At 42.4% G+C, this 2,670-nt stretch carries 2 protein-coding genes; both read left to right on the top strand.

Features of this window, described 5'->3' with window-relative positions:
• Positions 1-316: cation transporter dimerization domain-containing protein (locus QMD21_04500; GenBank protein MDI6856024.1), on the top strand; the 316-nt coding region annotated here is incomplete at its 5' end.
• Positions 317-363: 47 nt separating this feature from the next.
• Positions 364-2,670: VCBS repeat-containing protein (locus tag QMD21_04495; GenBank protein MDI6856023.1), on the top strand; the 2,307-nt coding region annotated here is incomplete at its 3' end.

Here is a 2,670-nt window from a genome sequence, read left to right as displayed (position 1 = left end):
ACGCACAAAAATAGACCTTATCTTGGATACAAAACCAACCCACTTAACCCAGACACAGACCTCGATGGGCAAAGTGATTTTAAATTTTCCTGATTACGGCAATGTTGCAACTCTTGAGGCAAGAGCAAAATATGGTTGCTTAGTAGCTTGGGTTATACAAACTGACCGCGGTAGTCTTTTGGAAATGCATGTATGCGTAGACAAAACCATGAATGTAGAGCAATCTCATAGATTGGAGCACAGGCTTGTTAAATTAGTTCGTAAATGCCATCCAAGTTATGATGTGAAAATCCATACAGAGCCGAAGGAAAAATGATTATACCAAAAAAATATATATTAGCCTAAACACTATACAACCAAAAGATGAAGAAAGCTTTAGTAATAGCCGCTCTAATTCTGATCAGTAATTTAGCAACTTTAATCTTTTCTGCTACAAACGCTGACAACGCGGAGGCGAAAAAAGTGCAGGCTCAGTGGGTTGAGGTTGATAGAATTTCTAAAATCATCGAAATAGAGCCTTTGAGCTCTTACTATTTCCAGATAAAAGATTCCACAATATATGAGAATAGGTTGGAAAGCATGCCTGTTTTGGATGTCTTGAAAAGGGTTCCTAACTGGCTCAGGAATGATCTTGAAACAAATCTTTTACAGCTCGTTGATATTAAAACCGATGTCGGGGACCACGCAGCGCCCACGCTCTTCGATATTGATAAAGATGGAGATTACGATTTAGTTATAGGTACCCTTGAAGGAAAATTGCTGGTCTATGAGAACAAGAACGGCTATTGGCTGAAGAAAGGTTTGCTTAATGATTCTACCGGCAATCCCATTAATGTGGGCGCTTATGCAGTAGCTGTCTTTGAAGATATAACCGGTGATTCAGCGCTCGATTTAGTTTTAGGAGCTTATGATGGAAGACTTAGGGTATATGAAAACACAACTTCAGGCTGGGAATTTAGAGGTTATATTCGAGATGTTAATGGTAATATTATCGACGTAGGCTATAATTCTGCACCTGCATTTGGATGGATTGTATACACTACTAGAGTTGGCGATCCAAGCCCGCCACCAGATTTTAAAGATATGTTAATAGGTGCTGGTGACGGTAAATTATATCGCTACGAAAGAACTTACGATGGCTGGATTAGGAGAGGCACTTTAGCGCCAGACTCTGAAACAGAGCCCCCAAGCGAAATAGAAATACTCGATGTGGGTAATTATAGCAAACCAGCTCTCGTAGACCTAAATGGAGATTGTGCTGTATGGCGGGCTGACTTGAGTATAGGTGCTGGGGATGGCACGTTATATCATTATTGGAATACTGGGAATAGGACAGTTACATATTACGACCCTGTAGATGAGACGTGGTATAAAGAGACAAGGGCTGTATGGTCTAAAGATGATAGTGTATACCAATACATTGAAAAATGCCCTTATGCAGCACCGGCACTTGCAGATTTGGACAGGAACAGCCTGATGGATAACGATTGCCTAATTGATCTTGTTGTGGGAAGAGAAGACGGTCATATTCATATCTATAAAAATCTCGGTACCGCTAACAATCCAAGATGGGATGTATGGCCAGAAGCAGCAAGCGGTGTAGAAGTAGAGCATTATATGAAGGACAGAAATTTGAGCAAACTTGAAAAATATCTTAATTTAATTCTGGACGTGGAAAATGAGTATGTGGATGAGATTGCGTTTTGTTTAGCGCATATCTCGCCAGATGTTTTGACCGATAAAGATGTCTACCCAGAAGTTTTTAAGAAAAACGCAGAGCTGATTTATGAAATCGATAAGACTATTCAATATGCGAACCTTGTAGAGAAGGGGGATTATACTACCAGCAACTACTGGACAACTATAGAGTATAATGTGAGTGCTGGTGCAGGCGGTGCGATAACTAAATACGAGTTGCCACGCGATATCTACTACTGGTTTATAGTGCATCCTAAAATTACAGATGAGCTTCCCACTTTTATCAATCCTGAAACTGGCGGGCCTGCAGAGCCGCCTACAGGCAAGTTTTGGCGCGAATATCTTTTCTTCCATGCAGATGATAATTATCCACCAGACCCAGATGTAGATGACAATAATGATGGTACCCCTGACAATCGCTATCCAAAAGAGGATAAGCCGCCCCTCCTAAAAGATAAAATAGCAGGCATTACCCTGCTATACGATGGCGTAGGTTACAGTAAATCCCAGGGCTATAATCCGACTACAGGCTACTATGATTACCCAGACCCAAGAACTTGGGAGTGGAGCTACGAAAATCACCCAACAGGTATAGAGATTGTAAGTAATTGGGTAAAGAGAACTCTGCCTCTTAGCGAGCCTGAGAGCAGGGATGGCGAGCGCCCTATACAGCCTGTGCGAATAGCGCATCATCATAATGGCAATTGTGGCGAGCTGCAAGATTTAACTGTGGCAGCAGCAAGGACTTGCTTGATACCCACAGCCGGTGTTTGCTTGATCGGAGAGGACCATGTATGGAGCGAGTTCTATTGCTATGATAGCTCGCGTGAATACCATTGGCATCAATGGGACAACCAGTGGGGCGGGCAAGGCGGGGGTAGTGTTATAGATAATTTTGACTTTCTAGGAAGTGACAGGGGCGGCACTGGTATATTTAAGTGGTGGGGCGACGACCATATAACAGAGGTTACT

It is taken from the genome of Candidatus Thermoplasmatota archaeon, assembly GCA_030018475.1.
Lineage (GTDB): Archaea > Thermoplasmatota > JASEFT01 > JASEFT01 > JASEFT01 > JASEFT01.
Note: the sequence above shows the minus strand (reverse complement) of the source record. Positions and strands in the feature narration are given on the sequence as shown.